General features: G+C 66.9%; 26 protein-coding genes. 9 read left to right on the forward strand and 17 right to left on the reverse strand.

Annotated elements, in window-relative coordinates:
• The first annotated feature begins 71 nt into the window (after window positions 1-71).
• The 6 genes from ACPXCG_RS08190 to ACPXCG_RS08215 all read left to right on the forward strand — a co-directional run bounded on the left by ACPXCG_RS08190 (window position 72) and on the right by ACPXCG_RS08215 (window position 6,283).
• The gene (locus ACPXCG_RS08190; protein WP_425792075.1) at window positions 72-1,403 is read left to right on the forward strand and encodes an MFS transporter; all 1,332 of its coding nucleotides are present in this window, start codon (window positions 72-74) and stop codon (window positions 1,401-1,403) included.
• Window positions 1,404-1,829: 426 nt separating this feature from the next.
• Window positions 1,830-1,970, forward strand: coding sequence for an aquaporin (locus tag ACPXCG_RS08195; protein ID WP_425792076.1), 141 nt, complete (start codon window positions 1,830-1,832; stop codon window positions 1,968-1,970).
• Between the two features lie 83 nt (window positions 1,971-2,053).
• Window positions 2,054-3,073, forward strand: coding sequence for a substrate-binding domain-containing protein (locus tag ACPXCG_RS08200; protein ID WP_425790927.1), 1,020 nt, complete (start codon window positions 2,054-2,056; stop codon window positions 3,071-3,073).
• 35 nt (window positions 3,074-3,108) lie between these two features.
• A complete protein-coding gene (locus ACPXCG_RS08205; RefSeq protein WP_425790929.1) occupies window positions 3,109-4,167 on the forward strand; it encodes an ABC transporter permease in 1,059 nt (352 codons plus the stop codon).
• Window positions 4,168-4,174: 7 nt separating this feature from the next.
• On the forward strand, window positions 4,175-4,987 hold the full coding sequence (locus tag ACPXCG_RS08210) for an ATP-binding cassette domain-containing protein (RefSeq protein WP_425790931.1): 813 nt from the start codon (window positions 4,175-4,177) through the stop codon (window positions 4,985-4,987).
• A gap of 114 nt (window positions 4,988-5,101) precedes the next feature.
• Window positions 5,102-6,283: a substrate-binding domain-containing protein gene (locus ACPXCG_RS08215; RefSeq protein WP_425790933.1), complete on the forward strand. Its 1,182-nt coding sequence runs from the start codon at window positions 5,102-5,104 to the stop codon at window positions 6,281-6,283.
• A gap of 42 nt (window positions 6,284-6,325) precedes the next feature.
• Here ACPXCG_RS08215 and ACPXCG_RS08220 read toward each other — a convergent pair whose 3' ends face one another.
• The 5 genes from ACPXCG_RS08220 to ACPXCG_RS08240 are packed head-to-tail and all read right to left on the reverse strand — an operon-like array spanning window position 6,326 to window position 11,278.
• Window positions 6,326-7,327, reverse strand: a complete 1,002-nt coding sequence (locus tag ACPXCG_RS08220) for a Gfo/Idh/MocA family protein (protein WP_425790935.1) — start codon at window positions 7,325-7,327, stop codon at window positions 6,326-6,328.
• Complete coding sequence (locus tag ACPXCG_RS08225) at window positions 7,324-8,229, reverse strand: sugar phosphate isomerase/epimerase family protein (protein WP_425790937.1); 906 nt, start codon at window positions 8,227-8,229, stop codon at window positions 7,324-7,326. The genes ACPXCG_RS08220 and ACPXCG_RS08225 overlap by 4 nt, the downstream gene beginning before the upstream one ends.
• 11 nt (window positions 8,230-8,240) lie before the next feature.
• Window positions 8,241-9,278 (reverse strand): Gfo/Idh/MocA family protein, encoded by a 1,038-nt coding sequence (locus tag ACPXCG_RS08230; RefSeq protein ID WP_425790939.1) that lies wholly within the window; start codon window positions 9,276-9,278, stop codon window positions 8,241-8,243.
• A complete protein-coding gene (locus ACPXCG_RS08235) occupies window positions 9,278-10,057 on the reverse strand; it encodes an SDR family oxidoreductase (RefSeq protein ID WP_425790941.1) in 780 nt (259 codons plus the stop codon). The genes ACPXCG_RS08230 and ACPXCG_RS08235 overlap by 1 nt, the downstream gene beginning before the upstream one ends.
• Window positions 10,058-10,075: 18 nt before the next feature.
• Window positions 10,076-11,278, reverse strand: coding sequence for a phytanoyl-CoA dioxygenase family protein (locus tag ACPXCG_RS08240; protein ID WP_425790943.1), 1,203 nt, complete (start codon window positions 11,276-11,278; stop codon window positions 10,076-10,078).
• A 143-nt stretch (window positions 11,279-11,421) separates the two neighbouring features.
• Between ACPXCG_RS08240 and ACPXCG_RS08245 the strand changes: the two genes are divergently transcribed.
• Window positions 11,422-12,441 carry a LacI family DNA-binding transcriptional regulator gene (locus ACPXCG_RS08245; protein ID WP_425790945.1) on the forward strand — a complete coding sequence of 340 codons (1,020 nt, stop codon included), beginning with the start codon at window positions 11,422-11,424 and terminating at the stop codon, window positions 12,439-12,441.
• Between the two features lie 64 nt (window positions 12,442-12,505).
• Complete coding sequence (locus ACPXCG_RS08250; protein WP_425790947.1) at window positions 12,506-13,243, forward strand: GntR family transcriptional regulator; 738 nt, start codon at window positions 12,506-12,508, stop codon at window positions 13,241-13,243.
• A 166-nt stretch (window positions 13,244-13,409) separates the two neighbouring features.
• On the opposite strand, the gene rsgA is transcribed toward ACPXCG_RS08250, so the two are convergent.
• From rsgA to ACPXCG_RS08270, 4 genes are all read right to left on the reverse strand, one after another.
• Window positions 13,410-14,444, reverse strand: coding sequence for a ribosome small subunit-dependent GTPase A (gene rsgA, locus ACPXCG_RS08255; RefSeq protein ID WP_425790949.1), 1,035 nt, complete (start codon window positions 14,442-14,444; stop codon window positions 13,410-13,412).
• Window position 14,445: 1 nt separating this feature from the next.
• Window positions 14,446-15,711 carry a 3-phosphoshikimate 1-carboxyvinyltransferase gene (gene aroA, locus ACPXCG_RS08260; RefSeq protein WP_425790951.1) on the reverse strand — a complete coding sequence of 422 codons (1,266 nt, stop codon included), beginning with the start codon at window positions 15,709-15,711 and terminating at the stop codon, window positions 14,446-14,448.
• A 75-nt stretch (window positions 15,712-15,786) separates the two neighbouring features.
• On the reverse strand, window positions 15,787-16,173 hold the full coding sequence (locus ACPXCG_RS08265) for a VOC family protein (RefSeq protein WP_425790953.1): 387 nt from the start codon (window positions 16,171-16,173) through the stop codon (window positions 15,787-15,789).
• Between the two features lie 2 nt (window positions 16,174-16,175).
• Complete coding sequence (locus ACPXCG_RS08270) at window positions 16,176-16,412, reverse strand: hypothetical protein (RefSeq protein ID WP_425790955.1); 237 nt, start codon at window positions 16,410-16,412, stop codon at window positions 16,176-16,178.
• A 213-nt stretch (window positions 16,413-16,625) separates the two neighbouring features.
• Between ACPXCG_RS08270 and ACPXCG_RS08275 the strand changes: the two genes are divergently transcribed.
• Window positions 16,626-17,111: an NUDIX domain-containing protein gene (locus ACPXCG_RS08275; protein ID WP_425790957.1), complete on the forward strand. Its 486-nt coding sequence runs from the start codon at window positions 16,626-16,628 to the stop codon at window positions 17,109-17,111.
• Window positions 17,112-17,126: 15 nt separating this feature from the next.
• Here ACPXCG_RS08275 and ACPXCG_RS08280 read toward each other — a convergent pair whose 3' ends face one another.
• The 8 genes from ACPXCG_RS08280 to ACPXCG_RS08315 all read right to left on the reverse strand — a co-directional run bounded on the left by ACPXCG_RS08280 (window position 17,127) and on the right by ACPXCG_RS08315 (window position 25,746).
• Window positions 17,127-17,768 (reverse strand): TetR/AcrR family transcriptional regulator, encoded by a 642-nt coding sequence (locus ACPXCG_RS08280; RefSeq protein ID WP_425790959.1) that lies wholly within the window; start codon window positions 17,766-17,768, stop codon window positions 17,127-17,129.
• A gap of 32 nt (window positions 17,769-17,800) precedes the next feature.
• Window positions 17,801-19,612 (reverse strand): hydroxysqualene dehydroxylase, encoded by a 1,812-nt coding sequence (locus ACPXCG_RS08285; protein WP_425790961.1) that lies wholly within the window; start codon window positions 19,610-19,612, stop codon window positions 17,801-17,803.
• 158 nt (window positions 19,613-19,770) lie between these two features.
• Window positions 19,771-21,285 (reverse strand): PH domain-containing protein, encoded by a 1,515-nt coding sequence (locus ACPXCG_RS08290; RefSeq protein WP_425790963.1) that lies wholly within the window; start codon window positions 21,283-21,285, stop codon window positions 19,771-19,773.
• On the reverse strand, window positions 21,272-21,772 hold the full coding sequence (locus ACPXCG_RS08295; protein WP_425790965.1) for a PH domain-containing protein: 501 nt from the start codon (window positions 21,770-21,772) through the stop codon (window positions 21,272-21,274). Before ACPXCG_RS08295 ends, ACPXCG_RS08290 begins: the two co-directional genes overlap by 14 nt.
• 232 nt (window positions 21,773-22,004) lie before the next feature.
• A complete protein-coding gene (locus ACPXCG_RS08300) occupies window positions 22,005-23,240 on the reverse strand; it encodes a DUF222 domain-containing protein (RefSeq protein WP_425790967.1) in 1,236 nt (411 codons plus the stop codon).
• 133 nt (window positions 23,241-23,373) lie between these two features.
• The gene (locus ACPXCG_RS08305) at window positions 23,374-24,162 is read right to left on the reverse strand and encodes an SGNH/GDSL hydrolase family protein (protein WP_425790969.1); all 789 of its coding nucleotides are present in this window, start codon (window positions 24,160-24,162) and stop codon (window positions 23,374-23,376) included.
• Window positions 24,163-24,196: 34 nt separating this feature from the next.
• The gene (locus ACPXCG_RS08310) at window positions 24,197-24,961 is read right to left on the reverse strand and encodes an SGNH/GDSL hydrolase family protein (RefSeq protein WP_425790971.1); all 765 of its coding nucleotides are present in this window, start codon (window positions 24,959-24,961) and stop codon (window positions 24,197-24,199) included.
• A 23-nt stretch (window positions 24,962-24,984) separates the two neighbouring features.
• A complete protein-coding gene (locus ACPXCG_RS08315; protein WP_425790973.1) occupies window positions 24,985-25,746 on the reverse strand; it encodes an SDR family NAD(P)-dependent oxidoreductase in 762 nt (253 codons plus the stop codon).
• Window positions 25,747-25,770: the final 24 nt, after the last annotated feature.

Raw genomic sequence — 25,770 nt, forward strand, 5'->3', positions numbered from 1 at the left:
GGCACGAGGCGACGTCGGCCCCCGCCGACTTCCCGTACGCTCTGGCCCTGCTGGGCGCGGGCGCGCTGTTCATGGAGATCCTCGACGCCACCATCGTCGCGACCGCGCTACCCGCCATGGCGGCCGAGCTCGGTGTGCGCCTGCTGGACGCCACCGCCGTGGTGACGGCGTATCTGATCACGCTCGCCGTGCTCATTCCCCTGTCCGGGTGGGTCGCCGACCGGTTCGGGGTGCGGCGCGTGTTCCTCGTCGCAGTGGCGGTGTTCACCCTGGCATCGGCCGGCTGCGCGCTCGCGCCGGACTTGACGACGTTGGTCGGGATGCGCGTGCTGCAGGCCGCGGGTGGCGCGATGATGGTCCCCGTCGGCCGGCTCGCGGTGTTACGCAGCGTCGAGCGATCACAGCTGGTCCGGGCCATCGCCTACCTGACGTGGCCGGCGCTGATCGCGCCGGTGGTGGCGCCGCTGTTCGGTGGGCTGATCGTGACGCACTCCGACTGGCGGCTGATCTTCGCCATCAACATCCCGATCGGTGTCGTCGGCTTGGGTGCCGCGGCGATGTGGTGTCGTCCGGCCGAGCGTCATTTGGGTCGTCGACGACTCGATGTCACCGGCGTCGCACTCACGACCCTGGCGATCGGTGCCGCGATATACGCCGCCCAACAGGTTGCCGCAGACTCACCGCAGTGGGCCGTGATCGCGGGGTGTGTCGTCGCTGCGGCGGTACTCGGCGTCGGGGCGGTGCGGAGGATGCGAACATCGCCGCATCCATTGCTGAATCTTGATGTGCTGCAAACTCATTCGTTCGCCTCGGTGGTGGGTTTCGGGACGGTGTACCGCCTGGTGATCAGCGCGGTGCCGTTCTTGCTGCCGCTGATGTTCCAGCTGGAGTTCGGCTGGTCGCCGGTCGCTGCCGGGGCCATGGTGACCGCCCTGTTCGTCGGCAACGTCGGCGTCAAGCCGCTCACCACGCCGATGATGCAGCACTGGGGTATCCGACGCGTGCTGGTGGTGGATCTGGTGGTGTCGGTGGTCGCTTTCGTCGCGCTCGCGGTCCTCGGGCCCGGCACGGCGACGGCGGTGATAGTGGTGGTGCTGGTGGTGTCTGGGGCGTTGCGATCCATCGGGTTCTCTGCCTACAACACCCTCGCGTTCGCCGACGTCGACGCGGCCGAACTCAGTGACGCAAATGCGGTGCACGCCGCCGTCGAAGAGCTGGGGTCGGCCTTCGGGGTGGCTCTCGTGGCCGTCGCCATATCCGTCTTCGCCGACGTCCGCGGTTTGCCCGCCGGCGCATACTCGGCAGCATTCATGCTGCTCGCCGCTCTGACCGTGATCTGTGTGTTCGGAGCCACCCGACTGCCCACCGCGGCGGGCGCACGAGCCTTGGGGCCACGTCGATAGTGGATCGGCTCCGGTGCCGAGATTCAACTCACGCCTGGGACGCGGACGCCCCAAAATTCAGGCTCACCGACTGGGAGGGCCGGAATGGCCGAACTGCGTTGCGAGTTGGAATGACGGAGCACCTTCACCGGCCGTCCCACGGGTTTTGCGGTCTATCTGCCGGCAACAACGGCACCGCCCAGACCCAGCCCTTCCATACGAACCTGACCCGAGGGCCTCCTGGCGGCTGCTCGAAGGAGACGACACATTGTTCGAGAACGAGGTCCTCGAACCGAAGGATGACGTCCACAATCCCCGTCAGGGGTGGCGGCGCCTCGTCTCGGAATGTCTCGTCTCGGAATGCTTCGTCTCGGAATGTTCGGCACGTTCGTGCTCGGCTACATCGCGCTCGCCGGACTCTGGGGCAGTCCGATCTCCGGCACCTCGATGAACCCGGCCCGCACCTTCGGCCCCGACCTGGTGGGCGCCGACTTCTCCTCGTACTGGGTGTACATCGCGCGCTGCGTGGGTGCCTGTCGACCGTCCATGCTGATACGCGTAGATCAGTATGTCTTAACAAAGTCTTGACAGCGGCGGTGTGACGGGTATTACATCATGACCAGGAGAGTGGCTTGCCGCTCTGCAGTTCACATCGAAGGGAAGATACAACGATGCATTCCTCAGGGCGTCGACCGGGACGTGCGCGGCGACTCGCAGCACTCGCCGCCGTCGCAACATCGGCAGTGGTCGTCATCGCGGGCTGCTCGAGCACCGGCGGAAAGCCCGACGACAACGACAACGGTGGCGGCGGCGCGGGCAACGCAGGCACGCCGACCAAGACCATCGCGATGATCACCCATGAGGTCCCGGGTGACTCGTTCTGGGATCTGATCCGCAAGGGGGCCGAGATGGCCGCCAAGAAGGACAACATCAAACTCCAGTACTCCGCCGATCCCGAGGCGCCGAACCAGGCGAACCTGGTGCAGACGGCGATCGACAGCAAGGTCGACGGCATCGCACTGACACTGGCCAAGCCCGACGCGATGGCCCCGGCCGTGAAGAAGGCACTCGGCGCCGGGATCCCGGTGGTCGCGTTCAACGCCGGCTACGACGACTGGAAGGCGATGGGCGTCCAGCAGTACTTCGGCCAGGACGAGACGCTGGCCGGCAAGTCCGCAGGCGAGCGCCTCGCAAAGGAGGGGCGCAAGAAGGTCCTGTGTGTCATCCAGGAACAGGGGCAGGTCGCTCTCGAGTCCCGATGCGCAGGCGTGAAGCAGGGCTTCACCGGCGGCTTCGAGATCCTCAACGTCAACAGCAAGGACATGCCGTCCGTCGAGGCGACGATGACCGCCAAGTTGCAGCAGGATCCGTCCATCGACACGGTTGTGACCCTCGGTGCGCCGATCGCGCAGACCGCCGTCCAGTCCAAGGGCAACGCCGGCTCCAAAGCCCAGATCGTCACCTTCGACACCAACGCCGCCCTGGTTCCGCTGATCCAGAACGGCGACGTGACGTGGGCCGTCGACCAGCAGCCCTATCTGCAGGGCTACGAAGCAGTCGATTCCCTGTGGCTCTACCTGACCAACGGGAACACCATCGGCGGTGGTGAGGCCGTACTCACGGGCCCCGCGTTCATCGATCAATCGAACATCGACAAGGTCGCCGAGTACGCCAAGGGTGGCACCCGCTGACGCGGGTCCCGCCACAGGAACCACGAGGAAATCCGATGAGCACACACACTGATCTCGACCTGTCCACGCACAAGGTCGTCACCGACGAACGGGTGAAACGGCAGAAGCCGTGGCAGCGTCTGCTGGTCCGGCCGGAGATCGGCGCCCTGTTCGGCGCGATCGCGATCTTCATCTTCTTCTGCATCGTCGCCGCGCCGTTCCGGACCCCGGAGGCGTTGGCCACCATCCTGTACGCGAGCTCGACGATCGGCATCATGGCCTGCGGTGTCGCGGTTCTGATGATCGGCGGCGAGTTCGACCTCTCGACCGGCGTCGCCGTGACGTTCTCGTCCCTCGCGGCCTCGATGCTCGCCTACAACCTGCACCTCAACGTCTGGCTCGGAGCAGTCCTCGCCCTCGTGCTGGCGCTCGCGGTGGGATTCTTCAACGGCTATCTGGTGATGAAGACGAAGATCCCGTCGTTCCTGATCACCCTGTCGACGTTCCTGATGTTGACGGGTATCAACCTGGCGGTGACCAAGTTGGTCACCGGGCAGGTCGCGACGCCGTCCATCTCGGACATGCAGGGCTTCGACTCCGCGCAGAAGGTGTTCGCCTCCTCGTTCAACCTCTTCGGGGTGTCCGTGCGCATCACGGTCGTCTGGTGGATTCTGTTCACGCTGGTGGCCACCTGGGTGCTGATGCGAACCCGCATCGGCAACTGGATCTTCGCGGTCGGCGGCGGGCAGGAATCGGCTCGTGCGGTCGGTGTGCCGGTCACCAAGGTGAAGATCGGCATGTTCATGTTCGTCGGGTTCTGCGCCTGGTTCGTCGGTATGCACCTGCTGTTCGCCTTCGACACGGTGCAGTCCGGTCAAGGTGTGGGCAACGAGTTCTTCTACATCATCGCCGCGGTGGTGGGCGGCTGCCTGCTCACCGGCGGGTACGGAACTGCGGTCGGCGCGGCCATCGGTGCCTTCATCTTCGGCATGGTGAACCAGGGCATCGTCTACGCCGGCTGGAATCCCGACTGGTTCAAGTTCTTCATGGGCGCGATGCTGCTCTTCGCGGTGATCGCCAACAACAGTTTCCGCAACTACGCGGCCAAGAGGTGACATGACAATGAGTTCAGCAATCGAGACGCGACCCGAATCGGAATCCAGCGGCGGCAAGGTGCCACTGATCGAGCTCCGCAACGTCGGCAAGTCCTACGGCGCGATCATCGCGCTCAAGGACATCAGTCTGCGGGTCAACGCCGGCGAGGTGACCTGCGTGCTCGGCGACAACGGCGCAGGCAAGTCCACCCTGATCAAGATCATGGCCGGCCTGCATCAGCAGACCGAGGGTGAACTGCTCATCGACGGCGAGGAGACCGGGCTCGAATCTCCCAAGCACGCCCTCGAGACCGGCATCGCCACCGTGTATCAGGACCTCGCGGTCGTCGGGTTGATGCCGGTGTGGCGCAATTTCTTCCTCGGCCAGGAGCTGCGCAAGGGCCCGTTCCGGATGCTCGACATCCAGTCGATGCGGGCGACCACCAAGGAAGAGCTGTTCAAGATGGGCATCGACCTGCCTGACGTGGACGCACCGATCGGTTCACTCTCGGGCGGCCAGCGGCAGTGTGTGGCGATCTCGCGGGCGATCTACTTCGGCGCCCGCGTGCTCATCCTCGACGAGCCGACCGCCGCCCTCGGGGTCAAGCAGTCGGGCACAGTGCTGCGGTACATCTCGGCAGCGCGCGATCAGGGTTTCGGCGTCGTCTTCATCACACACAACCCGCACCACGCGCACATGGTCGGCGACCATTTCGTCCTGCTCAACCGCGGGCGGCAGAAGCTGGACTGCACCTACGACGAGATCACTCTCGACGAGCTCACCCAGCAGATGGCCGGCGGTGACGAACTCGATACCTTGAGTCACGAACTGCGTCGCTGAACCCGAGACCGCGGTGATCCCGCCCGGCCCATTCGTGGGTCGGGCGGGTTCGCGTTTCCGTCACATTCCGGTGAACGCGCGGGATACGTTGTGAGGCAGCGGAAAGGACCGGTCATGGTGCAGGGGGAGAAGTCGGGCGGACAACATCGCCTGGTCGGGGTGGTGTTCGGTGCGTCGAGTCCGTTCGAGGCGGATCTGGTCGCCGAACTGTACGCGGGAGCAGACACGGTCGGCTATCGATTGTCACTGGGGCTGCACGGCGCGGAGCGCACACGGGCCCGCGCAGTGGCGGATCTCGCCGATCAGGGCTGCGCGGCGGTCATCGTGATCGGCGCGGAGCACGGCGATCGATTCGTATGCGAGGTGCCGATCGTCGTGGTCGGTGAGCGAATCCCGGATCTCGTCGCGGTGACCGTCGGAACCGACGAATGGCGTGGCGCGCAGATGGCGGTTCAGCATCTGATCGATCTCGGGCACACCTCGATCGTCCACATCGAGGGCGGCGACCATCCCTGCGCTGCCGAGCGGTTACGCGGATACCTCGGCGCGATGGCCGCGGCGGGGTACCGCGACGAATGCCGGACGCTGGTCGGCGACTACACCGAGGAGGCCGGAGCGCTGGCGGCGGAGCGACTGCTGGCCGAGTTGCGCCTGCCGACGGCGGTTTTCCTGGCCAACGACCGGATGGCGGTCGGTTTCATCGATGTCATGCGACACAACGGGATTCGTGTCCCCGACGACCTGTCCGTGGTCGGCTACGACGACGGTCCGCACATGGTGCTCGGACATGTGAACCTCACGACGATCCGCCAGGACGTGGCGGGTCTGGGCCACGCCGCCATGGACGCGGTGGCGTCGCTCGTCGGTGACTCCGAGCGACCTGCGAACACGGGTGGACTCGGCTTCTACGGAGCGATCGCGCTGGAACCGGAGTTGATGGTGCGCGGGACCACGGCGCAACCCGCCGGAACGGATCCCGATCTCGTGTACGCCGGTCGGGAACGCGTTCGCTGGGGCCTGTTGGCGGACACCTGCGACGACGCACTGGTGCGTGAACTGGGCACGCCCGGAGTGGTCTCGGGTCCCCTCGAGGTGGTCGCGAGCGCGTCCACCGCGGTCGCGTGGGAGATCGCCGACCGGCTGGGCATCCTGGTCAGCTACGGGCTCTACGAAGACCTCATCGACGACCCGGAGATCGATGCGATCTACATCGCGTTACCCGTCGATGCTCAGGAGGTCTGGACGATCAAGGCGCGGGAGGCCGGAAAGCTCGTGCGGGTCTCACAGATCTCGTAGTACAAACACGCGGATTCCGCGTGTTTGTACTACGAGATCGGACTAGCGCGGATCGAGACCGACTGCGCGATAAGCCTCGTCGAGGTACCGCATGTTCTCGACGGCGTCGTCGAGACCGATGGGCAGCGCGGTGCCGTGCTCGATGGCGATGGCGAGCGCCTCGAGCTGGTAGGTGTAGGTCGACCGGGTGCCGCGATGTTCGACGGCGACCGTCCCGCCCGACGACGACACGACGGTCAGGCGGTCGTCGCGGCTGGGGGCGAGGTAGTCATGGAGGTACAGACTGCCGTCGTCGCCGACGATCCGGAGGCTGAACACGTATTCGCCGGCGACCATCGAAATCGCATGGGTTCCGGTCGCGCCGTTGGGATATCGGATGTCGAGAACCGCCGACTCGTCGATCTGTGGTCCGCGGAGCACGGCTCGCCCGCCCGTGATCTCCGGTGCACCACCACACCAGGGCCCCAAGACGCGCGAGACGTGCAGTGAGTAGCAGCCGAGGTCCATCAGCGCGCCACCGGCCAGTTCGTAGGACCACCGCGGATCCTCGTCGCCGGGGGAGGGCATCGCCATCACCACCTCGACGTGACGGACGGCGCCGATCGACCCGCTGTCGAGCAGTTCGAAGGTGCGTGCCATGAGCGGATGGAAGAGATAGTGGAATCCCTCGAGGATCGGAACGCCTGCGGCCTGTGCGGCCGCCGCCACCTGCCGTGCCTCGGACTCGTTGCGTGCGAACGGCTTCTCGCTGAGAACGGGTTTGCCGGCCCGCACCGCCGAGAGGTTCCACGGTCCGTGCAAGGCGTTCGCGAGCGGGTTGTAGACGACGTCGACCTCGGGGTCGTCGATCACATCCTGGTACGTGTCGAGGACGCGCTCCACCCCGTACTTGCCCGCGAAGGCCTCCGCCCGGCCGCGGTCGCGCGCGGCGACCGCCACCAGGCGGTGGCCCAACGCCTGCGCCGGGCCGACGATCGCCGACTCGGCGATACGGGACGCGCCGAGCACCCCGATCCGCAGCGGGCGGGCCGATGCGGCGCTCACACCCGCACCGGCCGCTGAGCGGCCTTGCGCAGAAACGACATCGACACCGCGACGTTGCCTGCGGCGGCGTCGCCGTCGGACTCGTCGGCGAGAATCGTGTCCTGCTCGAGCACGTACCAGCCGTCGAAGCCGGCGTCGACGAGGGTTCCGACAACACGTGCGATATGGGCTTCACCGGCGCCGAGTGGCACGTACATGCCCTGGGCCACCGCGTCGGTGTAGGTGATCTCACCGCGCTGCACCTGTTCGGCGAGCTCGACCTTGACATCCTTGAGGTGTGCGTGCGTGATGCGGTCAGTGAACGCCTGGGTGACCTCGAGAGGGTCGGTACCCCCGATCAACAGATGGCCGGTGTCGAGGCACAGGCCGATCGTCGAGTTCTCGAGCACGCGGTAGACCTCGTCGCGCTTCTCGATCATCGTGCCCACGTGCGGATGCAGGGCGGCGGTGACACCGCGCTCCGTCGCCAGGTCGCCGAGGCGATCGAGGTTGGCGAGCAACGTCGTCCACTCCTCATCGGTCAGATCCGGCCGGTCGTCGTAGCCGTCGACGCCGGTCGCCGCGGCGAGGACGAGGACATCGCCGCCAGAGGTCTCGAGCCGGTCGAGGACCTCGTTCACCGCCGGGGCCGGATCGTGGTCGGACTTGTGCAGGACGACCGGCACGAACGATCCGACGCAGCGGAGGTCGTAGGAGGCCAGGGTGTCGCGCAACTGCGCGGGCGATGTGGGTAGGAACCCCTCGGGGCCGGTCTCGGCGGCGGTCACACCGAGTTCGCGCATCTCGCCGAGAACCCGCTCCGGGCTGAGCTGGTATCCCCATCCGGGGACCTCGCAGACTCCCCAGGAGATGGGCGCGGCGGCGATACGCAGTCTGCCGGTGGTCGTGTCGGCGCTGGTCATGTCGGGGGTCCTCACTGTCGTTGTGCGGTAACGTAATGCGCCCGTACCTCGTCGGTGCGGACCGGTCGGTGGGTGGCGGCTGATCGCCTGGCCGCCTCGGCGATCACCGCGACTTCGAGCGCGTCGCGGGCAGTGCACAGCGCGGGCGATCCGTCGCCGGTGACGGTGTCACAGAATGCGGTCAGCTCGGCGCGGTAGGCGGCGGCGAATCGGTCCATGAAGAATGTGTGCGGGGTACCGCCGGGAAAGTCGTAGCCCGGCTGGAGGTTCCGGGTGGGAGTCCCGTCATCCCAGCCGGCGACGACGGAATCGGTGCTGCCGTGCACCTCGAGCCGGCAGTCGTAACCGCGCCCGTTGTAGCGGGTCACCGAAACCACGCCGATGGTGCCGGATGCGAAGGTCAGCAGGACCGACGCGGAGTCGACGTCGCCGACCTCCGCGAAATGCGCGTCGCCCTGGTTGCCGCCCGCGGCGTACACCTCGACCACCTCATCGTCGAGTAGCCAACGTAGCGTATCGAAATCGTGCACCGCGCAGTCCCGGAAGATGCCGCCCGAGGCCGCGATGTAGTCGCGCGGCGGCGGCGCCGGGTCGAGGGTGGTCGATCGCACGGTGGTGATGAACCCGAGATCGCCCGCGGCGACCGCCGCACGTGCCGCGGCCATCGCCGGATCGAATCGTCTGTTGTACCCGATGTGCACCGGCACACCGGAGTCGGCGACCCGATGGACCACCTCGGCAGAATCCGTGACCGACAAGGCGATCGGCTTCTCGCACAGAGTCGGAACCCCGGCGGCGACGGCCTGCTCGATCAATGCGGCGTGCGTCGGCGTGGCGCTGGCGATCACCACCGCGTCGATCCCGGCGCTCAACAGTGCGTCGGCGTCGGAAACCGCTCGGGCCGTGCTCAGCCGGGCAGTGGTCGCGTCGATGGCGGCCGGGTGGGCGTCGGTGACCACGAGGCGGTCGACGGTGGGTAGGGCGGCGAGTGTGTCGGCATGAAATCCGCCGATGCGCCCGAGCCCGATGACCCCGATTGTCAGTCCCATCAGTCGAACCCACCCATCACTATCTGGTCCCAGTCGATGACCGAGCCGGTCACCACCCCGCTGCGGTCGGACAGCAGGAACACGACGAAGTCGGCGATCTCGTCGGGCTGGCCGAGTCTCCCCATCGGCACCGAGGCGTTGGCCTGGTCGATCCAGGTGTCGTCGGCGCCGTGGAATCGCTTCTGGATGTCGGTCTCACCCTCGGTCTCGCTCCACCCGATGTTGATCCCGTTGATCCGGATACGATCCCAGCGGTGGGCGTGGGCGGCGTTCTTGGTCAACCCGACGAGACCCGCCTTGGACGCCGAATACGGGGCGAGGTACGCCTGCCCACCGTACGACGACATGGTGATGATGTTGACGATGCTGCCCGGTGCACCGCGGCCGATCATGTCTCTCACCGCGGCCTGCATGGTGAAGAACGGCGCACGCATGTTGACGGCGATGTGGTTGTCGAACAGTTCCGGGGTGGTGTCGAGCAGACTGCCCCGGGTGGTGGTACCCGCCGCGTTCACCAGGCAGTCGATGCGGCCGAACTCGGCGATCGTCGCGGCCACGCTCTCGGTCGCCGCCGCCGGATCGGACAGGTCGGCCTGGACGAAGACGACCGGGCGTCCATCGCATTCGGCGGCCAGCTGTTCACCCTTCTCGACGGTGCGCCCGCTGAACGCGACCTGTGCGCCCGCTTCGGCGGCGGCACGCACGATCGCCGCGCCGATGCCCTGAGTGCCGCCGCTGACCAGCAGCACTCTGTCGGCGAGACTCGATGGGATTGTCATCGTCGAAACCCTTTCGGTTCAGGCCGTGTGGCGCGCAGCGAGCTCGGCGAGTTCGCGCTCGAACCGTTCGACATCGAATCGGCCGGCGACCGCTCGTGCCACGAGTTCGGCCTGTGTCTCGCCGGTCAGTCCGGTGATCGGCTGGTCGATGTCGAGGTTCGTCGGGAAGGCGTAGCCCTCGGCCGACGACGCGATCACGTTCCGCACCGCACGGGTGTCGCCTGCCTCGGCGAGGCCAAGCAGTGTCGGATAGAGCGCGCGCACCACGGCGCTGCGGTCGACCGCGTCCATGGCACGACCGAATGCCGACGACACCTGAAGCAGGTTGGCCATGCGTTTGATGTCGGACGACGTGTTCTGGCCGGCGGCATGGAACAGCGCGGGATTGAAGAACACCGCGTCACCGGCGTGGAGTGGCAGCTGGACGTAATTCTTCTCGAAGTGCTCGCGGAACTCCGGCAGGTTGAAGGCAAGGTAGCCGGCCTCGTAGAGCTGTGAAAAGGGCAGATACATCGTCGGCCCGGACTCGATCGGCATGGCCACGTGGGCGACGGCCCCCTGCAGCGTCAGGGCCGGCGACACACGATGGGTGTGCGCCCGGAACCGGGCTGCGGTGCCGGTGCTCATGAAGCCGAGGTGGTAGTCGCGATGTGGATTCTGTGCCGTGCCGCCCGGGTTGACCACATTGGGCTGCGAGGTCACCTGGTACATCGGGCCGAGCCAGGCCTCGCTGATGAGCGCGAGTATGTCGTTGGCGTAATAGCGAGCGAAGAGTTGGGGCGATCGCAGCGCGACCTTCTGCACTCCGTTCCAGATCCGATCGTTGGCCCCGGGCTTGGCGAAGTGATCGCCGCCGACGGTCCCGGATGCCTTCTGGTCGGCGATGATCTCCCCGAACAGCGTGGTCATCTCGGTGAGTCCGTGGCGATCATCGAACGCTCCGGGGAAGACGACGATGCCGGGTCCGTTGAGCAATGCATCGGCCAACTCGTCGGCGAGCGCCTCCCGACCCTCGCCGCTCGCCGAGACGACGGAGGCCGAGTCGTAGAACAGGACGCCGTGCTCCGTGGAGTCGGCATGCGGATAGTCGGCGAGATCGGTGGCGCGTTGGGTGAGCGCGACGAACTCCTCGAGGTCGCACTCGGACTCGGTGATCCGGTCGGCCCGTCTCCGGGTGACGTCGCGGACCTCGGTGGCGGGGCCGGCGCTGCGCAGTGTCATGTGCGTGCGTTCCTCTCGGGATGAAGGTCGGTGGTGCGAGATCGGGCCCTCGGCGATTCCGCCGTGATCACTTGACCAGAATGGCAAGATCTTATTGTCCGGACAAGGGCAGATTTCCATCAAGAATCCCTCAGGAGTGTTCCGTGCCACATCGTTATCCGATCCGGGAGATCGCCAGGCAGGCCGGGGTCAGTGAGGCGACCGTGGACCGTGTACTGCACGGGCGGTCCGGCGTGCGTGAGGGGACGGTGCTGCAGGTCGAGCAGGCCATCACCGATCTCGATCGTCAGCGCACCCAGCTGCGACTGTCCGGACGCAGATTCCTGATCGACCTGGTGATGGAGGCCCCGCGCCAGTTCTCCGGGTTGGTCCGGGAGGCGATGGAACAGGAGTTCCCAGGTCTGCGGCCGGCGGTGATGCGGGCGCGCTATCACCTCCGGGAGACCTGGGCGACCGACGACCTCATCGCCCAACTCGATGCGATCGGCCGACAGGGCAGTCATGCGGTGGTCCTGAAGGCGCCGGACACACCCGAGGTCGCGGCCGCGATCGGTCGGCTCACCGCCGCCCGCGTGCCGGTGATCACGCTGGTGACCGATGTGCCGATGAGTACGCGGATCGCCTATGTCGGGATGGACAACCGTGCCGCCGGTGCCACCGCGGGATACCTGATGTGCCAATGGCTTCGGCACGCGCACGCGGACGTGTTGGTGATCACCAGTAGTGCGATGTTCCGCGGCGAGGAAGAACGCGAGATGGGCTTCCGGTCGGCGATGCGCGCCTACGATCCCGGCCGTCGGGTCGTCGAGGTGTCGGATTCCGACGGTCTCGACGCAACCTGTGGGACGCTCACCGCCCGCGCCCTGCGCGACTTCCCGGACATCGGCGCGGTCTACTCGATCGGCGGTGGCAACGGGGGCATAGTCGCGGCGTTCGGTGCCGCCGACCGGACCTGCGAGGCGTTCATCGGACACGACCTGGGTGACGCCAACCGGGCATTGCTGCGCAGCGGCCACCTGACCGCGGTGCTGCACCACGACCTGCGCGCCGACATGCGCCAGGTGGCGCAGTCGGTGATGCGGTTCCACGGCGCACTACCCGGCGATCAATTGCCGCGGGTGTCCGGTATCCAGGTGATCACCCCGCACAATCTGCCCGGCTGACCTTCACGAACCGATTCTTGTCAAGACATATTAATGTCCATGTCACTGGTGTTAATGTGTCGAGGTGATCACGCCCATCCCGGTGGAACTCGATCGGTCGACCCCGGTTCCGCTCTACCACCAGCTCGCGCAGGCCATCGAGGCGGCGATCGTCGGTGGTGACCTCACGCCCGGTGATCGGCTGGAGAACGAACTCGACATGGCGAGTCGGCTCAAATTGTCCCGCCCCACGATCCGGCAGGCGATCCAGGAATTGGTCGACAAGGGCGTGGTCGTCCGCAAGCGTGGTGTCGGAACCCAGGTGGTGCAGAACCCGGTCCATCGGTCGGTGGAGCTGACCAGTCTGTACGACGACCTCACCACGGCGGGAATGCATCCCACGACGCAGCTGCTGGAATATCGGATCGGGGTGCCCGACGACGAGCTGCGCACCGAACTCGGGATGGCGGTGGGTGCGGAGGCGGTCACGGTCAAGAGACTGCGTAGTGCCGGGGGAGACCCGTTGGCGCTGATGATCAATCACCTGCCGGCCGACATCTGCCCGCCCGCCGGTGAGCTCGAGAACGGTGGCCTCTACAAGGGGCTGCGTGGACGTGGTGTGCACATCCGCCTCGCCCGTCAGCGAATCGGGGCGAAGGCAGCCGATGCCGACGAGGCCGCTCTCCTCGGCGACGAGGTCGGTGCGCCGTTGCTGACCATGCAGCGCACGGCATTCGACGATGCCGGACGGGTCGTCGAGGTCGGGCGGCATGCTTACCGCGCTGATCGCTACTTCTTCGAGACCACCGTCGTCGACCGCTGACCCACCCGCCGATCGGGCACAGTTTCGCGCCGATCGTGCCCTGTTCTACGTCGATCGTGCGCTTCCCTTCGCCGATTGTGCGCTTCCTCTCGCCGATCGTGCGCGGACGTGCACGATCGATGAAATTCTGCGCACGATCGACGGAATTCTGCGCCCGGTCGGGAGGTCAGGAGTGGTCGTGCATGCGTTCGGAATCGGTCTCGGGCGATCCGGTGACCGCCACGAGAAGGGCCCGTACCGCCATGGCTCGCCGATGGGAATTTCCCTCCAACTGATCGAGCGCACACTCGGGGTCGGCGGGCGGGCCGAGGTGTGTACAGCCCCGCGGACAGTCCTCGATGGCGTCGCGCAGGTCATCGAAGGCATCGACGATGTCGTCGGGGGTCACGTGGGCCAGTCCGAACGACCGGATGCCCGGGGTGTCGATCACCCAACCCTGCGGCCCGGCCCGGCCGGGCAGCGGCAGTGCCACCGACTGGGTGGACGTGTGCCGGCCCTTGCCGACACCGGAAACCACCCCGGTTGCCCGATCCGCATCGGGCACAAGCCGATTGACCAAGGTCGATTTTCCGACCCCGGAATGTCCGATGAGCGCGGTGATGTGTCCGGCGAGGATGCCCGACACCGCGTCGAGTGGATCGGCTTGACCGGCGAGCACGATCGGTAGGTCGAGACCGGCGAACGCACGGGTGAATTCGGCGGGGTCGGCGAGATCGGATTTTGTCAGGCACAGAATCGGCATCAGCCCGCCGACGAATGCTGCGGCGAGCGCGCGCTCGACGAACCCGGTGCGCGGTGGCGGATCGGCCAATGCAGTCACGATCAGCAGTTGATCCGAGTTCGCCACGACGATGCGCTCATAGGGATCGGTGTCGTCGGCGGTCCGACGCAGCACGGTGCTCCGCTCGGCGACCTTCACGATGCGCGCCAACGTATCCGCTCGTCCGGTCAGGTCACCGACGATCGACACGCGATCGCCGACGACGACGGGTGTGCGTCCGAGTTCGCGCGCCCGCATCGCCACCACGTGACGATCCGGATCGCCGGCGATCACACAACCCCACCGGCCCCGGTCGACCGACACCACCATCGCGTCTTGGGCATCGTCGTGGCTCGGCCGCGTCTTGGTGCGCGGCCGGGTGCCCTTGCCAGGACGAATCCGGACGTCGGATTCGTCGTAGCTCGAGGCGCGGCGCGTCACGTCACACGTGCCCGATCATCTTCTGCCACATACCCGGAAAGTCGGGCAAGGTCTTGGCGGTGGTCTCCACGTCGTCGACGGTGACCCCCTGTACCCGGAGCCCGATGAGCGCGCCGGCGGTGGCCATGCGGTGATCGGCATAGGACTGCCAGACCGCTCCGTGCATCGTCGTCGGCCTGATCCGCAGACCGTCGTCGGTCTCGGTGCAGTCGCCGCCGAGCCGATTGATCTCGGTCGACAGCGCCGCGAGGCGGTCGGTTTCGTGGCCGCGCAGATGGCCGATGCCCGACAGCACCGACTCGCCGTCGGCGAGGGCGCACAGCGCCGCGACCGTGGGGGTCAGTTCGCCGACGTCGCGCAGGTCGATGCTGATCCCGGTGAGCTTCTCCGGGCCGCGGACGGTCAGTGTGCCGTCGGCACATTCGATGGCACAACCCATCTCGGCCAGGATGTCGACGATCTGCGCACCCGGCTGTGTGGTGGTCGCGGGCCACCGCGGCACGGTGACGGCGCCGTGGGTGACGGCGGCCGCGGCCAGGAACGCCGCCGCGTTGGACAGATCCGGCTCGATCTCCCAGTCGACGGCGCGGATGGGGCCCGGTGCCACCCGCCACTCATCTGGGCCGGGGCGCTCGACGCCGACGCCGGCAATGCCCAGCATCTCGAGGGTCATGTCGATGTGCGGCATCGACGGCACCGGCGGACCGACATGCCGGATCGTCACGCCGTCGTCGAATCGCGCCGCCGACAACAGGAGGCCGGACACGAACTGCGACGACGCGGATGCGTCGATGGTGATCTCGCCCCCGCGTGCCGAACCGCGGGCGGTGATCGTGAACGGCAGTCGATCGCCGACGATCTCGACGCCGAGACCGCGCAGGCCGTCGAGGATCGTCGCGAGCGGACGGGTGCGTGCCTGCTCGTCTCCGTCGAAGGCGACCGCGCCGTCGGCGAACACCGCCACCGGGGGCAGGAACCGCATCACGGTCCCGGCCAGACCGCAATAGACGTCGGCGCCGTGCATGGGCCGGGGATCGATGGTGACGGTCGTCTCGTCGTCGGGGTCGACCTGCACCCCGACCCCGAGCCCGCTGAGGCCGTTCAGCATCAGGTTGGTGTCCCGACTACGCAGAGCGCCGCGCATGGTCGACGGGGCCTCGGCCAATGTCGCGAGGACGAACGCCCGATTCGTGATCGACTTGGAGCCGGGCAACTCGACGGTTGCGACCACCGGCGAGGTCACGACGGGTGCGCTCCAGATACTCATGCGCTCCAGTTTGTCATGACCGATGACCGCCCCGGCCGGACGCCGCAGGCCCCCGGGCCGCGTGCCGTCGGCAGATCACCTGGTATCACGCCGCAGCGGATGGTCCTCCGGGATCTCGACGACGATGATGGTCCGCCCGTCAGGATCGGCGATGTGCATCTCGATCAGGCCCCACGGCTCGGTGCGTGCGTCCCGGACGATGGAGACGTCCGCGGCGCGCAATTCACGCTCGGCCGCCTCGACGTCGCGGACCTGCAGCCACAGTGCGGCATCGGCCCCACCGCCTTCGCCGACGCCATCACTCATGTGCCCGGGAACCTCGATGAGTCCGTTGCCGGCATGGAACACCACACCACCCGGGTACTCGCGCGCGACGGCGAGCTTCAGGCGGTGGCGGTAGAAGTGCTGCAATCGTTGCGGGTCCGGCGTGCGCAGCAGGACCCGGCTGCCGAGAACCTCCACGTCTACTGGCCCTCGGTGGTCCCGTCGGAGCCACCCAGGGCATGTCCGCGATTGAGGTCGTTGCCGTGCCGCGCGGCCTCGTAGATGGCTTTCTCCCGTGCGATTCGATCGGTCTCACCGATCGGCGTCGCGTCGCCGAATGCGAAGGCCGAGTCGTGCGCGTATTCGTGCGGCATGTCGGGGTCGTCGTCGGTCAGGGCGTCGGCCGGGTCGTGGTCGTGACGTGGGCTGTTGGACATAGACCCACGATAAGCCGACAAGGCGCACTTCACGGTGTGCTGCGCGAGAACGGTACCCGTGTGGTGTCCGGTGGCCGCCGCAAGTAACCACGGCCCGCGTGGAGAATCGGCCGGCGGTGTGCGCGTCTCTGGTCTCGACCACCCGGAGGACCTTCGGGTCCATGGTTCGCATACCCGTTTCGGAAAAGCGAGAACAGACGACAGAATGGGGACATGGCGAGTGCGTCGAGGCGACGGAGCGCGGGAATGCTGCTGTACCGGGGAGCCGGGCCGACGCTCGAGGTGCTGATCGCCCATCCAGGTGGGCCGCTGTGGTCGAAGAAGGACGACGGCGCCTGGTCATTGCCGAAGGGACTCTATGAGCCGGACGAGCCCCCGCTCGATGCGGCGCGGCGCGAGTTCGCCGAGGAGATCGGCGCGTGGGCCCCCGACGGTCCGGTCCTCGAACTCGGCGACGTCACGCTGGCGAGCGGGAAGGTGGTGACCGGATTCGCCGTCGAGGGTGACCTCGACACGACGTCGGTCGTGAGCAACACGTTCGAGATGCAGTGGCCGCCGCGGTCGGGGCGCACGCAGAGTTTTCCGGAGATCGACCGCGCCGAGTGGGTCACCCCCGACACCGCCCGGGTGAAACTCAATCCGGCACAAGCCGAGTTCATCGACCGTTTGCGGGATCACCTCGAGGCGCGGAACGCCTGAACCCACAACAGAAACTCACAGCAGGTAGGTGGCTGTCATCGCCTTCCACAGATCCAGGTGTGGATCGGTGGTCGGATCGCGCCGATCGATCAGGTAGGTCGCGGCGACCCCGCGCATGCTGGAGAGCAGGAGTGGGTACAACTCGGGATATCTTGGACGCGAGGCCAATTCGGGTCCGAGGAACCCTGCGACGGCCTGCCGGACCGTAGGACCGAGGCGCCGTTCGGTGGGCAGCAGCGCATCACGCAGCGCCTCGTTGGTGCGGGCCGCGGTCCACAGTTCCATCGAGGCGACGAAGTACGGCTGATGAAATGTGGTCCACCCGAGATCGACCGCCGGACCGATCCGCTGGGCCGGATCGTGTGGCCAATCGACCTGCGCAGGCATCGACTCGATACGCGTTCGGGCCAGATGGTCCACGGCAGCCATCAGCAGCTTGTCGCGCGACGGATAGTGATGGAGGAGGCGGCCGCGGCTCACGCCGGCCTCCGCCTGGATCGCGAGCGTGCTCGCGCCGGAGTATCCGCGGTCGACGAGAACTCGGATTGCGGCATCGAGAATCCGGGTGCGGGTCCGGTCGCCGCGCTGTTGTGTGCCCGTTCCCGGTGCCGCCGCTTCCGCACCTGGCGGTGTCGCGTCGAACTCCGATCGGCCCACTCGCTGATCCTATCCGCCGTGCAGGTCGGTGATCAGAAGTCGAGGAAGTGGGGTAGGCCTGCCCGATACCGTTTGCGGTCCTCCGCCTTGATCGGGTCGAGCATCGGCAGCTCCCACAGCGGGAGGACCGGCGCGGGCCGGGCCGGACTGTCCGCCGCTGCCAGGATCGCGTTGGCGGCCCGGCGCCCCGACTCGTTGGCGCCTTCCATCGTGGCGAGATCGATGTTGGTGCGAACATGATCGCCACCGATGAAGAGGTTCGGGATCGTCGTGTACGCGGTGGGCCGGTGTTGATACGACCCGGCGGTATTGACCATCAGGGGTGTCGCATTGGCGATCTGCGGAGACCACGTGACCCCTGGGTCGAGCGACCAGGTGACGATCTCCTCGCTACGGAGGATTCGTTTGCCCCCGGAGTTCATCGCCCGGCTCATCTGCGCCCACACCTCGCGGGCGATCTCGCGTTTCGTGCACTGCTTGGCGGACTTGCCGTACATGATGCCGGGCTTGTCCCAGTCGGAGATGTCGATCGAGAGACAGTCGCGGACCCGACCGTCCCCATAGGTCTTGGCGAAGTCGACCCCCCAGGGGCGTGCCTGGAACAGTCCGGTCAGGGCCCACGGGGTGCCGAGTGCGGCGATGTGGCTGGGCGGCAGGTCCGAGCGCCGGGAGAGGAAGTACTGGATACCGACCATCCAGTCGGCCTCGAGATGACGCACTCCCGCGAGGGAGGGAGCCCCATTCACCAGCGCCGGTGTGAGCAGCGGCCGGAGACGGTCGAGCGGCACCGCGGCGACGTACCAGTCGGCGGAGACCGAGGCGCCGGACCGCAGCCGTGCACCGGTGATGCGCCCCCGGGAGATCTGGAACTCGGCAACTCCCTCGCCCATCACAAAATTCACCCCGAGTCGTCGGAGGTGTCCGACCCACGGGTCGATCCACGCATGGTTGGTGGGGGCGTTGAGGATTCGATCAACCCCGCCGTGGACGAGGCCTGCGTCGTATTGGCTGAGCAGACCGGTCGCGGAGGTGGCCAGCGCCAGGCCGATCTGCCCGATCGTCCGCGCCGATGCGGTCTGCGATTTGGCTGCCACCAGAGCGCGAGTGAGGGCGCCGGCCAGATAGCGTTGGTAAGCTGGCGATTTCCCCTTCGCCTTGACGAACTGAATCCAGGATTGATTCTCCCACTGGCCGAGTCGCCGTTCCTGGCAACTCGTCGCGATGATGAGCTCGCGTGTGACGAAATAGGCGAGTTCCTGCGGCGGCACGTCGACGACGAACTTCAGGCCGGTGGTCAGTGCATTGCGGAGGTTGTCCAATTCGACGATCGAGGACGCATGGTCGACGAACCCCATGATCGAGGCCGGCGCGGTGGTGGGTGCGTACCCGGCCTCGTCGAACGCGATGACCGCGGTCTCGACGTTGATGAGGTGCCGATCCTTGACGTTGCCGCCGCCCGCGAGAGGGATGCGTTCCATCGACTCCGTGACGTGTTGGTAGCACCCCGGGAAGAATCGGAAGCCATGCTCTCCCGGGAGTGGGAGCCGGCCGCCGCGAGCGGTGCCCGGGACGTCGTGGCTGCGCGCCTTCCCGCCGAGAAATGCAGGCTCGTACACGGTGACCCGAAATCCCCGTTCGACGAGCTCGTGGGCGGCGGCCAGCCCGGACATGCCGCCACCGAAGATGGCGACCTCGCGTTTCCGGCGGTTTGTGGTTCGTGGAACTGCCTGCGCCGAAGGTACTTTCACAGTCGGAAGCGCGACGGCGGTGCCGGCCAGCACCGCCGCGGCGGCCGCGCCCCTCAGTACCGAACGTCGGGAGAAGTCGTTGTGGTCGTCGTCCATGTCCCCGTCCCCTTCAAATCAGTCAGCACTGACTGATTGTGAGGTTTACCACTCATTTGCCCAGGGTTGGGACTGATTCGACGAAAAGTCTCAGAAAAGTTGGTCAATCGTCTCACTATGCGACGTCGTCGACCCGGGGGATCACTCGATGTGGTTCGTCATCGGGACACGACGAAGGGTGCCAACAGCTCTGGTGAGACCGTCGTCATCAGCTCTGCTGCGGCGGCAGGGTCGAGATCCACCGCGGCATAGGCTTCGGCCCCGGCAGCGGTGGCGACGACCGTGGTTTCCACGCCTCGACGTCGCTGGAAGAACGATGCCGAGGACGCCCACCCGACAACTCCGTCGCGGCTGACGACGTAGCGGTGCCGTGCGATACGCGGCGGGGCGATCACGACAGCTGTCCCGGTGACGCGGACGCCGAGATTTCGGTACCGAAGGGCACCGAGTGCCGACGACGCGACGGCAACGACCGCGGCGAGGATCAGCCATGGCCAGGTCAGCGGTCCGATCACCGCGACCACCACGATGACGGCGAACAGCAGGCCACCCCAGAATCCGCGGGTCAGGCGCCGCCCCAGCGCGCCGCGACCATGCCGGTTCAAGGGCGAGGTGAGCTCGTCGCCGTCGTGTGCGACGAGCTGACCCACCCGGACGGCCTCGTCGAACGGCGCAGGTGGCAGAAGCAATGGGTTCTTGGATGACCCGGTGGCGATGGCGTTGAGCCGGGCACCGCGGACCGCGCGCATGAGTACCGGCTCGTGCAGATGCACGCCGCGGACACGGTTCTCGTCGAGGCTGCTTGCATTTGTGGTGAGGAGGCCACGGCGGATGAGGAGTGTTCCGTCCCGGTGGTTTCGGACCAGCGAGAAGTTCCAGTACGCGAGTACATAGCCGCCGAAGGACAGCACCGCCCCCACGGCGATCACGACGATCACCGACACGGTCACCACGAGAGAGACGGGGATGTCACGGATGCGGTTGATGGCGTCTTCGGCGGCGGTGGCACCTTGCTCGAACAGGCCCGCTTCGTTGGCGAACTGTGCCGCCAGACCACCCGCGGCGGCCGCCGCAGCGAAACCGGTCAACGAGAACGGCGCGAAACGCAACCACGAGAGCTGGAGTCGGGACAGTTGTTCCGGCGGCACGGACCGTTGTGACGGTCCGTATTCGGTGAGACCCGACGGGCGTGCGGTCCGCGCCACGGTCGCCATCAGGTGGCGGTACAACGTGTCGGCCTCCGCGGCAGGGATGGCGTTGAGTTCCACCACCGACGACTCCTTGTCGCCCCCCGTGCCGATCCGGACCTTCTTGAGGCCCAGCACCCGATGCGGTACCGACGCGGTGAGGTCGACGCTGCGTATGCGATCTCGTCGCGCAGTCGCGACCTTGCGCGTGATCAGGCCGCTCCGAACCCGCACATGCTCGTCGGTCACCTGGTAGCGGGTCATCAGCCAGGGCACGATCGTGATCAGCGGGACCGCGATCAGGGTGAGGATGATGCTGATGTCCGGCGCGCCGCGGCCGGCGAAGACGATCGCGATGACCAGCGGGATGAGCTGCGGCAGCTGCTCGATCGGCCTGACCGCGATCATCCACGGGGACAGTCGATGCCAGACCTCCGGGCCGTCGTCGCGGAAGATCTCGGCGGGTGGATTGTCAGGTCGCGTCATCGGTGTGGGCCTGGGTGCGAGCGGTGAGATCTGCGGCGGCGTTCCGCGCGACGGAGGCATCGAACCCGACGATCCGGATGGTTCCCGCCGACGACGCGGTGGTGACCGTGAGAGTCGCCAGGTTCAGCAATTGCTCGATCGGCCCGGCCGCGGTGTCGACCACCTGGATGCGGGCGATCGGGATGATCACGCGGCTCCGCACGAACCAGCCGGACTGGGTGTAGACGGCGTCGTCGCTGATCTCCCACCGGTGAAAGCGATACCGCCATCCCGGCACCACGATCACGAAGAACGCCGTGACCACCACGGCGACCACCGCGACGGCAAGTGCTGCCCAGCGCGCCGGATCGGCGAGTGCTGCGACGACGACGGCCGCGGCAAGGACCGGGATACCCGTCAGCAGTGGCGTCATCCGCCACATGGTGACAGCGCGTGGATCCACCTGGTGTACGGGTTCGCGAAGCAGCAACGGCGGTGTCGGTTCCATCTCGGCCGAGTCTATTCGACAGTCGGTGCGACGATCTCGATACGACCCTGGCTGCGGCCGCCGGGGCGAGGCCCCCCACGCTATGGAGTTGTCAATGGTCGTGCGCGGTCCCGTCGGGGGGTCGGGTGCGCGGTGAAGGTGCTTACCTGAAATGTGCTGCGCTGGAGTGCGGATCTTTCCCGGTCCGCTGGTCGAGTGGCCGACGGACGTGGTGAGGAGGCGTTTCGCGTCCTCAGGCGGCGATGTTGTCGAGGTGCAGGGTGCGTCGGTTATGGGCGGGCAATGGTTTTCGGTATGGGTCAACGGTGCTCGGTGGGATGAGCCAGGGGCGGCGGTCGATGCCGAGGGCGATGTCCCACCTGTGGGCGTGGACCTGGGCGTGGCAGGACGGACATAAGAGGCAGCCGTTGTCGAGGTCGGTGGGTCCGCCGTCGCTCCAGAACACCATGTGGTGCACGTGTGCCCAGGAGGCGGGTGCCCCGCATTTGATGCAGCATTGGTCGCGAGCGATGATGGCTTTGCGTTGGTGTGGGGTGAACAGGCGTTGTTCAAAGCCCATGTCCAGTGGTGCGCGGTTGCCGTCGATGATGATCTCGGTGATGCCGGCATCGCACGCCAACATCTTTGCCGTCGCCTGCGATACCGGGCCGAGCCATGGCAGCGACGCGAGGTCGGGGGTGTCGACCGGGATGGTCAGGTTGATGTGTGTCTTCGGTGCGGTCATGAACGGGGTGTTCGCCGACGTGGCGGCGTCGAGGATCTGTTCGAGTGCGTCGGCGCGTTGCTGACCGGGGGTGCGGGCGTCGGGGGAGCCGTCGGGTTCGGGTCGTGCCTGGGTGAGTGAGTCGATGGCGGCGGTGATTTTCTCGCCGATCACGATGTCGAGGTCACCAGAGACTTTCACTCGCCCATCCGTGGTCGGGACGACGTTGAATTCGTTGAGTCGGCGGTCCTCACCGGCGGGCAGGCCGCCGGTGCTGGCGGCGACCTGGTTACCGAGCCCACGTGCGACCTTCTCGATCTCTTTCGGCGCGGCTCCGGACAGCGCGTGGGCGATCAGCGCCTGCTCGTGTTCGAGGCGTTCCTCATCACAGAGTCCGTCGGCGGCGCGACGCATGATGTGCACCATGCCGGCCACCATCGCATCGACATGCTCACCGGAGAACACCCCATCTCCTGCGTAGCCCGGCAGTCGTTGCAGGGACGCCAGTGCTGTGCCGATCCGCAGCCAGCGTGACGCGACGCCGGGTGCGGCGCCCATGTCGATCAGCAGGTTGCGGGTTGTGCCGCCGGACTGTTGTGCGACGCCCAACCGGTCGAGCGCCGCGGCGTGGATCGCCAGCCGGTGATCGACAACGTTACGCAGTTCCAGCAACGCCTTGGTGGCGTCGAACACCTGCCGCCCTGACGCTGCATCGGCGACGGTGACCTCACGCGCACAAGCAATGATCGAGCTGATCTCCCCCATGTCATCCAGCATACTCGAACGCGTGTTCGAGTCAAGCATTTCTTCAGTGCCACAAAGAAACTCGCCAATTCTGGCCTCACGCAACTCTCCAGGATATCGCGACGCAACGACAAGATCGGCCGGGCTCGAGGGATCAGCCGAGCAACTCGCGCAGGCCCTCCGCCACCGCCGCCATTCCCTCGGCGTTGGGATGGAAGGAAGCGCCGATCCGGTTCAGATCGGTGAAGAACCCGAAGACCCAGGGTGCCGCGTCACCGAGCGCATGGGCTTCGCTCAACGAAGACGCGGAAAACAGTTCGGCACCGGACCGATCTGCGGCCACCAGGTGCGCCTCGCGCACGGCGGCCTGAATGCGGCGCGCCTTTGCCAGATCTGCTGCGGGAAAAGGGACGTCATGTCCGGCGACGGTGCGGTCACCGACGGCGGTCAGATAGTCGACCAGAACGATCCGTGCTCGTGGAGCGCGTTCGCGTACTTCACCGACCACCACGACGAGACCATCGGCGGTGCGCTCGATGTCGGCACTCGTCGGATCCGGAACGGGGTCGCTGACCATTCCGGCCACCAGCTTCGCGATCGGTGATGCCGGAGCATGTTGTCGCCACGCCGCGGCGAGCATGAAGCCGATGTACTGCAGATCGTTTCCACCCGCTGTGACGGTGACGACGTCGGCCTCCGCAGGCAGCTTGTCGATCTGCGGCCCGAATCGTGTTCCGGTCGGCGAGATCTGCTCGGTGCGGACGATGTTGTCTGTCGTCGCACCCGACACCGAGAGGTCAACCAGGCGGGCGTCGAGATGCTCGGCGAGGAGATGGGCATAGTTCCGTGTGGAGCGCATTGCCGCCGAATCGTCCATCGGCGAAATTCCGGGGCCGGCCGCATAGGAGCTTCCCAGGGCAGCGATGCGGCGGATGTGGGACACCTGGCCATCGTGCCAGGGTCGCCGAGCGCGACGACTACCGCGTTGTGGCTCGTGGTTCGACGGCGATCCAGGTCGGGTGCTTCGCATCCCGATCATCTCCCGACGATCGGCCTCGGAGTCGCCGGATGACCCACGGGGCCAGGTGACTACGCGTGAAACGCAGATCCTCGGTCCAGCGGTATCCGATGATCGGTTCCACCGGCCGGTCGGGCATCGCAAGCGTGTGGACGCCGATGGCGCGTAGGACATGTGCCGCAACCCGCTGATGGCCGATCGGATTGAGGTGGAGTCGATCGTCGGACCAGTAGGCCGGTCGCCGGATCTCGCTGTCGTGGAACATGTCGACGAACGTCAGATCCTCGTCGGCGGCCAGGGTGGCGATCTCGGTGGTGAGGAACTCGCCGCGGGACCGGATGGTGTCGCGGAACGGCAACCCAGACGAGGGGTCCGCGCCGGCGAGCAGGACGACCTCGATCCCCGCGTCGCGGCATCGTCGGACCGCTTGGCGGGTGAGCTCGATCAACCGCGCGAGATCCCCGCCCGGACGCAACATGTCGTTGCCGCCCCCGTTGAAGGTGAGCAGGGTGGGCAGTGGATTCAATGCGAGTGCCGTATCGACCTGTTCGGTGGCGATCGGTTCCAGGAGGCGCCCACGGATCGCGAGATTGGCGTACTCGACGCCACCGTGCTCGGCCGCGAGACCTTCCGCGACCAGGTCGGCCCACCCGCGAGGATGGACGCCGTCCGGCTCATCGCCGACGCCTTCGGTGAAACTGTCGCCGATAGCAACGTATCGCATTGTGCCCCCGTGTCTTCCGGTCTCTAGGTGATGGTCACGCCGCCGTCGACCGGGATGGTCTGCCCGGTCACGTAACCCGATGCCGGCGAGGCCAGCCACACAGCCGTCGCCGCCAGTTCCTCGCCCTGGCCCATCCGGCCGAGGAGAACGCGCGGCAGCTGGGACTCCAGGTAGCCGTCGTGGTAGGTGTCGGTCATCTCGCTCTCGAAGAATCCCGGCGCGATCGCATTGACCCGGATTCCCTTGCGCGACGCCCATTGCTGAGCCAGATCGCGGGTGAGTCCGATGACGCCGGCCTTGCTGGCCGCGTACGCGGCCTGGGGGAGTCCGGCGGTGGTGATGCCCAGGACGCTGGAGATGTTGACGACCGCGCTGCCGGGCTGCATGACCCGAGCGCACGCCTGCGCCATCCAGTACGACCCGTTGAGGTTGACATCGACAACAGAGCGGAACTGATCGGGGGTCTCGCGGGTCGCCGGGACCGCGGTACCCACACCGGCGTTGTTGATCAGGACGTCCACCCGGCCGAAGGCTTCCATCGCCGCATCGATGACGGCCTGGCACTGGTCGGGATCGGCGACGTCCGCGGGCACGCACAGCGCTTTGCGGCCCAGGGCCTCCACCTTGGCTGCGGTGTCGGCGAGGCGCTCGGCGCGCCGGGCGGCGAGCACGATGTCGGCTCCGGCCTCGGCGAACCCGGTGGCGAACGACACCCCGAGACCCGACGACGCGCCGGTGACGACAACGACCTTGTCGGTCAGGTTGAACATGTCCAGCAGGGGCATGTGATGACTCCTTGGGTCGGTGCG

Source organism: Gordonia sp. DT218, from assembly GCF_049847105.1.
Lineage (GTDB): Bacteria > Actinomycetota > Actinomycetes > Mycobacteriales > Mycobacteriaceae > Gordonia.

Bases quoted from the DNA above. Each gene is read 5' to 3' on its own strand.
- ACPXCG_RS08200 (WP_425790927.1), top strand. From the start codon at position 2,054: ATGCATTCCTCAGGGCGTCGACCGGGACGTGCGCGGCGACTCGCAGCA.
- ACPXCG_RS08215 (WP_425790933.1), top strand. From the start codon at position 5,102: ATGGTGCAGGGGGAGAAGTCGGGCGGACAACATCGCCTGGTCGGGGTG.
- ACPXCG_RS08315 (WP_425790973.1), bottom strand. From the start codon at position 25,746: ATGCCCCTGCTGGACATGTTCAACCTGACCGACAAGGTCGTTGTCGTC.
- ACPXCG_RS08275 (WP_425790957.1), top strand. From the start codon at position 16,626: ATGGCGAGTGCGTCGAGGCGACGGAGCGCGGGAATGCTGCTGTACCGG.
- ACPXCG_RS08235 (WP_425790941.1), bottom strand. From the start codon at position 10,057: ATGACAATCCCATCGAGTCTCGCCGACAGAGTGCTGCTGGTCAGCGGC.
- ACPXCG_RS08190 (WP_425792075.1), top strand. From the start codon at position 72: ATGGAGATCCTCGACGCCACCATCGTCGCGACCGCGCTACCCGCCATG.
- ACPXCG_RS08285 (WP_425790961.1), bottom strand. From the start codon at position 19,612: ATGGACGACGACCACAACGACTTCTCCCGACGTTCGGTACTGAGGGGC.
- ACPXCG_RS08295 (WP_425790965.1), bottom strand. From the start codon at position 21,772: ATGGAACCGACACCGCCGTTGCTGCTTCGCGAACCCGTACACCAGGTG.
- ACPXCG_RS08230 (WP_425790939.1), bottom strand. From the start codon at position 9,278: ATGGGACTGACAATCGGGGTCATCGGGCTCGGGCGCATCGGCGGATTT.
- ACPXCG_RS08205 (WP_425790929.1), top strand. From the start codon at position 3,109: ATGAGCACACACACTGATCTCGACCTGTCCACGCACAAGGTCGTCACC.
- ACPXCG_RS08300 (WP_425790967.1), bottom strand. From the start codon at position 23,240: ATGGGGGAGATCAGCTCGATCATTGCTTGTGCGCGTGAGGTCACCGTC.
- ACPXCG_RS08240 (WP_425790943.1), bottom strand. From the start codon at position 11,278: ATGACACTGCGCAGCGCCGGCCCCGCCACCGAGGTCCGCGACGTCACC.
- ACPXCG_RS08270 (WP_425790955.1), bottom strand. From the start codon at position 16,412: ATGTCCAACAGCCCACGTCACGACCACGACCCGGCCGACGCCCTGACC.
- aroA (WP_425790951.1), bottom strand. From the start codon at position 15,711: ATGAGTATCTGGAGCGCACCCGTCGTGACCTCGCCGGTGGTCGCAACC.
- ACPXCG_RS08210 (WP_425790931.1), top strand. From the start codon at position 4,175: ATGAGTTCAGCAATCGAGACGCGACCCGAATCGGAATCCAGCGGCGGC.
- ACPXCG_RS08310 (WP_425790971.1), bottom strand. From the start codon at position 24,961: ATGCGATACGTTGCTATCGGCGACAGTTTCACCGAAGGCGTCGGCGAT.
- ACPXCG_RS08290 (WP_425790963.1), bottom strand. From the start codon at position 21,285: ATGACGCGACCTGACAATCCACCCGCCGAGATCTTCCGCGACGACGGC.
- ACPXCG_RS08195 (WP_425792076.1), top strand. From the start codon at position 1,830: ATGAACCCGGCCCGCACCTTCGGCCCCGACCTGGTGGGCGCCGACTTC.
- ACPXCG_RS08225 (WP_425790937.1), bottom strand. From the start codon at position 8,229: ATGACCAGCGCCGACACGACCACCGGCAGACTGCGTATCGCCGCCGCG.